This window comes from Mycobacterium sp. ZZG (genome assembly GCF_054786995.1).
The window spans coordinates 20418-28503 of record NZ_JBTBFV010000065.1; the positions used below are offsets into that span (position 1 = coordinate 20418).

3 protein-coding genes are annotated in these 8086 nt (G+C 58.4%); all 3 read left to right on the forward strand.

From position 1 onward, the window contains the following. Positions 1-94: 94 nt before the first annotated feature. The 3 genes from ACXMYJ_RS24860 (at position 95) to ACXMYJ_RS24870 (ending at position 7834) form a co-directional block, all read left to right on the forward strand. Positions 95-3754, forward strand: coding sequence for a hypothetical protein (locus ACXMYJ_RS24860; protein WP_460359125.1), 3660 nt, complete (start codon positions 95-97; stop codon positions 3752-3754). A 2-nt stretch (positions 3755-3756) separates the two neighbouring features. Further along, entirely contained in the window at positions 3757-6045 is a 2289-nt protein-coding gene (locus ACXMYJ_RS24865; RefSeq protein ID WP_460359126.1) for an ATP-binding protein, read from the forward strand. Between the two features lie 644 nt (positions 6046-6689). Beyond that, positions 6690-7834, forward strand: a protein-coding gene (locus ACXMYJ_RS24870; RefSeq protein WP_460359127.1) for an IS3 family transposase whose coding sequence is annotated in 2 segments (ribosomal slippage) — positions 6690-6954 and positions 6954-7834 — 1146 coding nt in all. Because the reading frame shifts where the segments join, the coding sequence is not laid out codon by codon here. The last annotated feature ends 252 nt before the right edge of the window (positions 7835-8086 follow it).

Below are 8086 nucleotides of genomic sequence, written 5' to 3' on the forward strand. Positions count from 1 at the left end.
CCCCGCACTTCCCATCAGGTTTGCGAGGGTCCAGCCTGGGGCGTACAGCAAGGACTGCCCAACAATGTGCACGACGGCTCACTATGCTCGCGTCATGAGTTTGCAGGGAGACAGCACTTCGCTAAGCGCTCGGTTTGTGCGAGCCGTTCTCGCAGGGCCTGAGGAGGTCCGTGAATTCGCCAACTGGTGTCAGCGTGCACTCGCGCGCGACACCGGTCGTACGGGCACTTGGCTCTACCTCGCAAGGGCACTTTGGGAACTGGACGACCCCCAAGCAAAGATCGCGTACAACAAGGTACGCCGTCTTAAGGAGGCGGCGAACGAGTCGCTGGATCCTTCGCTCAGGAAGGAGATCGCACAGCGAACTGGCGCGCAGCCTAGAAAGCAGCAGGCGCCTCCATCGTCTCCTGCCACGGGCAACCAACCCACAGCAAAACGCCCAGATCCCTCCACGACCAAGTCGCAAGGCACGCCCAGTAAAAATAAGACGACGAAGGCTGTTCCGGCTGCCAAGCAGAAATCCAGCGAGAAGCAAGATGCGAGCCTCGCCGAGAGACAAGAACGGAACGCTGCTGCGAAACGCCGCACCGAATCAATTCAAGCCGCCCTCGCTCTGAGTCGTTCTGGTGAACACGAAAAGGCACTGGACCTACTTCGTGCAGAGTTGGCAAACTCGCCCGAAGATAAGTCTTTGTTGCACGCAGTCGTGGACACCTTCCGGAGAGCGCAGCGACATACGGAGGCGGAACCCTACTACGATCGCTTGTTCAAGCTACGTGGGTCGGATGAGGGCGCCAGGACGCACTGGGGTGTCCAGTTAGGGCATCTCTACATCAAGGCGAAGAAACTCACGTCAGCAAAGCAGGTACTTGCTGAACTCGAGCAAGGTAGGCGGTCCGGGAGCAACCCAGGTGTTCAGCGACTTCGTTTGGCAATCACGGATTACGAAATTGCCGACAGCCAGGTACTCGTGGTCGATGAGGATGACGATGGGATCGACAGCATCGAGTTAACCGTTAGTCCGCTATTGGCCCAGGATATTTTGGATCACTCAATCGTTGACGCCGAGGCTCGCGAGTTGGGCGGCAACATTACCGAACCCGATGTCGCCCGACTCATCCTCACTGCAAAGACACCAGAGGTGAACGAGACCACCGTCCTTACGCGATACCTAGATGCGGCAAAAGCCTTAAGCCAACTTTCTGCCCCGAGGTCGCAAAAGAACGGAGAGGTTGAGGCCGGGTACGCTTTGGCAAAGGCGGCGGAGACGATCAAGCGATTCGATGATCTCCACGGCAGAAATCCCCGATCAAGTCGACTTGCGGCGCACAGGGATTATGCAGTTTCGTACTTGCGCGAAGCACTCCGCGTTTACCCCAACAGGGCCTTCAGTCGATTCACCGGAGCTTTCAGGAATGTCCTCCGAATTTCGATGGTGGTCCATCGCTTAGAAATAGACCCTGACGCCGACATCCGAGTTGGTCCGGCCTCATCCGATCTACTGACGACTGAGGCGTTCAGCGGCAACGACGATCCACTGCTCCGAGAATACCTCGACACCGTAATCTATCTTCTCTCAGCGCGCCCAACGAAGACTGGAGCGATCATCAACGGCCTCAAGCTCAAAGAGGTGCTCCGAATCGTTGCGCACGAGCCCGACAAGTTGCGGTCGATCCTTCGGGATATTGTCGGCCCTGAAATCGAGTCACCAGACGTCTCCTCGGATCGGCTGGTGCGCGAAGCCGCTTTCCAGCGCCTTCATGCAATAAGGCGGACGGAACAATTCTTCGCGGAGGTTCGCAAAGTTAACTTCAACACCAATGCACCCGGGGTGTTGATAAGCAAATGGTCCGAGCGCCCCACCGAGTCAGGAACATGGACACGGACCGACAATCGGGAGTTGATTCAACCACTCACCACCGTGCTAGATCTGCTGGATGGGATCGAGCGAAAATCAGACCACGAGCGTAACGCAATCTTAAGTAGCGTCCGTAGCCGACTAGAGGATGTCCACAGGTCAACAAGGCACGCCAAGACTTACATTTGCCAAGCCCAGGGGCACGACTTAGTGGGCCGATGGCTGGAGGAAATCCGTGTCGCTGAAGCAGCAGCGCAACAGGCGCTACAGCCCGATCTTGTGGTCAAGCTCGACCCGCCCTTCTTTCATTTCTCACCACCCGGCGGTCTAAAGACCACCCTGTTCATCGAGAACAAAGGACGTGCGAGCGCATCTAACTATTCGATCAAGTTCACCTATGACACACCTGGTTTTGACCCTCACGAATTTGAGCGTGTTGAAACATTCCCGGAACTCGGGGTTGGTCAGAGCAGTCAGGCCGAATTGGAACTAAGCGTTCCATTCCCCGGCGGAATCGAGGAGTATCGGGGCACGACCGTTCTTATCGAGACTACGGCCCGGGGCCAATTCTCAAATGACATCGTTACCCAGACAAAGGCGACGATAGATATCGCGGGCCAATGCACGTTTGGCCCGCAAGATATTCCCTGGAATTACGGCCAGACACCGAAGGAAGAGCTTTTCCTCGGTCGATGGCCGCTCATTGGCGAACTGTCCGATGTGCACTTCACCGACCCTTTCGAGCGCACACGCACGCTTCTGCTATACGGCCTGACGCGGACTGGTAAGACGTCTATTCGGGACTACCTTGCCTTACGACTACGGGGTGCGGAGGTGCCCGGTGCCGAACCTGGAACGCATACCACACTGGTGCCTGTCATCATCGACTTGGATGCAGCAGCCCGGATGGACAATATCTCGGATCTGGTTGGCCACTTTATACAAAAGCTGGCCATCGGCGTCGAGGCTGTCACCGAGGCGGAAGCTCTGCCAAACCTCGAAGAGTACCGCCAGCAGATCGTAGATGACGAACACAACAAATGGGCGGACTGGGAAAACCACATCTCAAACCTACGTAAACGCGGCTTCACATGCATCGTCATGATCGACGAGTTCACGCAGTTCGCCGAGTTGGCCAGTCGACAACTGATGAGTTCGGCATTCCTTTCGATGATTCGTGCTCAGGCGTTTGGTGGTGATGCATCGTTTGTTTTGGTTGGAGCGTTCGGACTCAGATCGATGTTGCATGACCCGGCATTCGGCGACGCTGGGCAGCTCGTGAACGTCGTGGAACGTCGAATCGGCCGTATCGATCGGGAGGCTACTGTTGAGTTGATCGGTGCCATGGGTGATCAACTGACATTCACCCAGCCCGCGATCGAGGAGATCGTTCGCCTCTCCGGTTGCGTACCTTACTTCGTTCAGTGGATCTGCCGGGAGTGCGCTTTCTACGCGTTGCACGCGAATCGCAACATGCTCGGGGCGGCCGACATCACACTGGTAGCCAATGCGCTAGTTTCACCCGATGCTGCCGAGGTAACTCGCTTACATATACAGGGAATGAACGAGACAGCGTTTCTAAACAATATGTATAACCCGACGGATCCCCTTGAGATTCGCCTCGTGACAAGTGTGCTGTGCAACATCACCAAGGACGAACACATCGCGCATCCTGTTTCTGCAGCCGAGATCATTTCGCGGATCGGCCAGATGGATGAATCCCGCACCAGGCGGATTAACTCTGCCATCGCAACCTTGGTGGACCGCGGCATCATCGAAGAACGAAACCTCATGGGGGAGGCAGCCTACGTGTTTGGCGTCGACCTATTCCGCAGGTTCTGGCTAGCAAACCATAATCTCGACCTCACGCCTCAATTGATGGAGTTTCAGGATTGAAAATGCAACCAAACGCACAGAATGCCGACATAGCGAAGTTAGCTGATCCCGTTAGCCGCGTAGAAGATTTATGGGGAGGACAGAGGGTCTCTGATCTCGCGATACGCATAGTCGCCGGCGATCACATTTCTTTGCGAGGCGCACCGGGAGCGGGTCGGACATCCTGGCTTCGATGCCTTGCCGACTCGATAACGCGACTGAACCCTAACGCCATCGTACTATTGGTAGACGCGTCACAACGCGCCGTATACGACGAAGCGAGTTTCATCCGTCATGTTTTTAATGAACTCAACCGTCAGGGCATAAGACTTGAAACGCTAACCGCAGATAACTTCGAGGCGCTTTCGCAAGCGATTCGCCACATCGATGAGTCTATCGTTCTCCTTATCGACAACTATGAAGCACTACGGCGCCATTTAGTAGACTCAGCGCTGCGGTCGCTCGTTAATTCCGGGCGGGGTTCGGCGACAATTAGACTGGTGCTTGCCGGCACGGACTCCACAAGCGAGTTTCAGTCCCGGACCGGTTCCGCCGCGTTCAGTTTCATGTCCGCACCTACAGTGATCGTACCTCTGGATGAGAACGAAACAGCCGACGCTTGGAAGGACATCGTTTCCGCGGCAGGCCTGCCATCCGACGAGTATCTGAAGCTCTCCTCAGGAATGTACGCATTGACCGGTGGTTGGCCATTGATCTTGAAGACGATCGGCCGTCAAATGGCTGAAGACCGAGCGGCTGGCGGCAGCGGTGCTTTAAGCGACATGCTGCCGGTGCTGGATCAGTTCTTCGAACTTCAGTGGGTACGCCTTCGCGCCGATCAGCAGAGCTTTCTTGTTGAATGCAGTAGAGGTCGCGTATCTAATCCGCTATCGAGCGAGCTGAGTGCTACTGCAAATGATTTGAGAGCAATTGGCCTCATAGACCCTACGACGTGGTCCCCTCGTGGAACGCGCTGGCAGCGGTTCATTGAGCGCAGCGTCGCCGCCGGCGATAGACCCTTCCTCACCGAGGTAGCAAACGACTCTCCGGCTCTCCAGAATGCCGCTCAACGCCAATCGGCAAGAGTCAAGCGGTGGGTCGACGGCGAGGTCTGGCTAGTCAACCAACTCCCCCAGATGGTGGACCACGCTGCGGTGCATGGCGCAAACGTAGACCGCAACGCAGCGATGCTGCTATCGGCGCGCGATCGTTTGCGCGGCATATCGACTCGGGCCGAGATCTACGAAGTGTTGAGCGGCGCGGCGTGGCTCCACGACATCGGCCACACGGGCGGGCACCTCGCTGGCCGTGTTGTCACTGACTTCCGGCATGTCCGAAAATTCCATGGGATGTTTTCGCAACAGATCATCTCCAACGACCGGACGTCACTATTCCCAGAGCAATGGGACGCCTACACGGACGAGAAGGCACTCGCGGCCGCGGTCGGACTATTAAGTGCCTTTCACCAACGCCATACGGTATTGACCAATAGTTATTGGAGTGACACGCATCCACCAAAGTCAACCGGAATCTGTGACGAGAGCGCGGCGTGCGTGCTCTGCCAAGAAGCTGAACGGCAATACTCGCGCACGCTCTCGCAGAGAATCCAGGACGAACGCTTGTCGGGCTTCTTTGATCCAGAGGATCTCTTAGAAGCGACTGCTATCCTACGTGTCGCGGACGCGATGGACATCGGCAATCACCGTGTGTCGCGGAGAATCGGACTCGGACACTTCGGGGCCGAGCGATTTTGGTACGGCAAGGCGGCATCCGACTTAGTCACCTCTCTTTCTAGTGCGGCGGAATGGGCGAGGCTTGTGAGCTTCGACGCCATGCATTTCACCTTGACTAATCTCATTAGTGGTGCGGAGCGTGTGCTCCGACTGAGCGAACTATCGTCGTCGACGCTGTTTGCATCTGACGCGTCGAAAGAATTCGATGCACTTGACGGCCTAGCCGAGAATAACTTGCAAGTTGGGGCTGTAGCGAGGTGCCGCCAGATCTTGGATGAGTACTCCGCGACCGTCAACTTCGTCGGCGGTCAAGACGCATATCGGAGGTTACACGGTGCATTCCAAGGAGCAGACGTCTACGACAAAGAAGACGGAACGTTCGACATAGTCCTAAAGATGCACCACGGTGCTCTAACCACAGATGCAAGGGATCGCTTCGACGAAGCTGCCGAGTACATCTGGTCGGAATACTTGGGAGTCGAGTACCTCATGGGCGCCGCGGGAATTCAATTGGCAAATGTTCGATGCGACCGGAACGAATTGACGCCCCACTGTCGACCCGACGGAGTTCGTTTCTAACGGACTCGTTTGCCGCGCCGGGGCCCTTCGATGCCGCCGGACCGCATCAGCCGCGCCACGTGGTCACGACCGAGGTCATGCTCGGCCCGGCGGGCTGAATCGCCTGTAAGTCTTTACACGGCTTCGATGCCGCCGGACCGCATCCGCCGCGCCACGTGGTCACGACCGAGGTCATGCTCGGCCCGGCGGGCTGAATCGCCTGTAAGTCTTTACACGGCTGGCCCCGGTGCTGGCTGACAGGATTCGGTGTCGCCGTCCTGGCTGCGTGTGACTCGTGAATCGCCTGGCCCCTGCGAAGGGTGCTCTTCCCAGTGGCGTGTTCCCGTTGAATGACTCGGCCCGGCGGGCTGAATCGCCTGTAAGTCTTTACACGGCTTCGATGCCGCCGGACCGCATCCGCCGCGCCACGTGGTCACGACCGAGGTCATGCTCGGCCCGGCGGGCTGAATCGCCTGTAAGTCTTTACACGGCTGGCCCCGGTGCTGGCTGACAGGATTCGGTGTCGCCGTCCTGGCTGCGTGTGACTCGTGAATCGCCTGGCCCCTGCGAAGGGTGCTCTTCCCAGTGGCGTGTTCCCGTTGAATGAGTCCGACCAGTTTTAGAGTCCTGTGGCCCGATGCCGGGTCAGAAGGGACGATGAACACATGGCTGGTCGGAAGCGGAATTCCGCGGAGGACATCGTTCGCAAGCTGCGCCGGGCAGATGAGTTGGCTGCCGAGGGCAAGACCGGCGAACAGATCGCTGCCGAGCTGGGGGTTTCGCCGGCCACGTTGTACAACTGGCGGCGCACCTACGGCGGGATAGACACCGATGCCGCCAAGGAGCTCAAGGAGTTGCGCGAGCAGAACGCCCGCCTCAAGCGGCTGCTGGCCGACGCCGAGCTCGAAAAGGACGCGCTGCGGGAGGTCGCGAAGGGAAAATTCTGAGCCCAGCTGCTAAGCGCCGCGCCGTCGACATGCTCAAGGAGACATTGAGTATGTCGGAACGGTTGGCGTGCAAAGCCGTTGGGCTGGCCCGCTCCACCTACCGCCGCCTGCCGCTGGCGCAGACTCCGACCGATCCCGACGCCGAGATGAGGGCCTGGCTGCGCGGCTACGCCATCAAACACCCCTGCCACGGGTTCCGACGTGCCTGGGCGGCGCTGCGCTACGACGAGCGCCGTGAGGTCAACTTGAAGAAGATTCACCGGCTGTGCCGCGAAGAAGGCCTACAGGTCAAAGTCGTCTCGCCGCGCAAGCGGGCCGGGGTGTCGTCGGTGCCGCCGATCATCGCCGATGCGCCGAAGGTGGTGTGGGCGATCGACTTCCAGTTCGACTCCACCATCGACGGGAAGGCCATCAAGATCGCCTCGATGATCGATGAGCACACCCGCGAGTCGCTGCTGCACGTGGTGGAGCGCTCCATCACTGGTGAGCGTCTGGTCGCCGAGCTGACGAAGGTGTTCGCCGTGGCCGGCGGGCCGCCGAAGGTGCTGCGCCTCGATAACGGTCCGGAGATGGTTTCTCAAGCGCTGCAAAGGTTTTGCGAGAACAAGACCGGGATGGTGTACATCCCGCCGGGCTGCCCGTGGGACACCGGCTACATCGAATCGTCCAACAACCGCATACGCAAGGAGTGCCTCAACCGCAACTACTGGAACACCCTGTTCGAGGCCCGCGTGGTCATCGGCGACTTCAAGCACGAACACAACCACCGACACCGCCACTCAGCCCTGGGCTACCGCACGCCGGCCGAGTACGCTGCAGCCTGCCGGTGCACCCACACCCCGGTGGCCTGCAACGTCAACTGAGAACAGATCACACCAACCCGACTCCAGAACCGGGTGGACGCAGTAACGGGGACTCGCCACCAGGATCTGTCCATTCGGCCAAGGGCGGCGGCGCCGGCCAGGTCTTGCTTCGGTGGCTTGATTAGCCCGGATTTTTCGCGGAAGTTTGCGTTCGATGGGGTGTAGATACGCGAAAGTGCCTGTCCTGCAAGGAATAATTGGACTTCTCTAGGGTTCAATCGTTCCAGCGGGAAGGCACCTCGCAGGTGAAGA